This window comes from Kiloniella antarctica (genome assembly GCF_042682825.1).
GTDB classification, from domain to species: domain Bacteria; phylum Pseudomonadota; class Alphaproteobacteria; order Kiloniellales; family Kiloniellaceae; genus Kiloniella; species Kiloniella antarctica.
Map to the genome: position 1 here is coordinate 1044 of NZ_JBHUII010000012.1, position 886 is coordinate 1929.

The 886-nt window shown below is 50.6% G+C and carries 1 protein-coding gene; it reads left to right on the plus strand.

The annotated features are described in order from the left end of the window. Nucleotides 1-886: TRAP transporter large permease subunit (locus tag ACFSKO_RS18595; protein ID WP_380254474.1), on the plus strand; the 886-nt coding region annotated here is incomplete at both ends.

Consider the following 886-nt stretch of genomic DNA (forward strand, 5'->3'; position numbering starts at 1 on the left):
GATCGTTGGCGCAACTGTTGTCACCATGGGGCTGCTTTCTCTACCGACCATGTTACGACGTGGGTATGACCCTTCGCTCGCTTGTGGATCGATCTGTGCGTCGGGAACTCTGGGACAGATTATTCCGCCGTCTATCGTACTGGTTATCCTTGGTGATCAGATCTCCAACGCTTATTCCGATGCTCAGCGTGCTATTGGCAACTGGTCTCCCGACCCTGTGTCTGTTGGTGATCTTTTTGCCGGAGCACTTATTCCCGGTCTGATGCTGGTGTTCATGTATATGGGCTATCAACTTCTAATCGCGATTATCAAGCCGGAAAGCTCCCCTCCGATCCCACGCGATGAAGGCAAAACCAGTACAGGTGATTTTATCAGCAAGATCCTCCACGCCCTTGTACCTCCTGTTGCTTTAATCGTTTCTGTACTTGGTTCCATCCTGACCGGCATTGCCACACCGACAGAAGCCGCCGCCGTTGGTGCGATTGGTTCTTTGTTGTTGGCGGGTATGCGTACTCAGGAATTGGGGATGTTGGAAACTGCCGAACGTAAATCTCCATTTGATTTCATGGATTTTGGCAGTCGTCTTCCGACTATCGTTGCCACGTTATGTCTGCTCTTTATGCTGGTTCTCATTTCCTTCTTTGATCTCAGAGTTGCCAGAAATGAAATCCCGGCTACAGACATGATTGCGATCATTGCTGCTGGCTTTGCTTCACTTGGGTTAATGTGGGGCATTCTCGTTTCTCTTGGACGGGTATGGCGCACGGATATCCTGCGGCCGATCATGCGCTCGACCATGGAAATTTCTTCCATGGTGTTCGTGATCCTCATTGGAGCATCTGTTTTCTCTCTCGTATTCCGAGGTCTCGGCGGGGATGAGATGGTT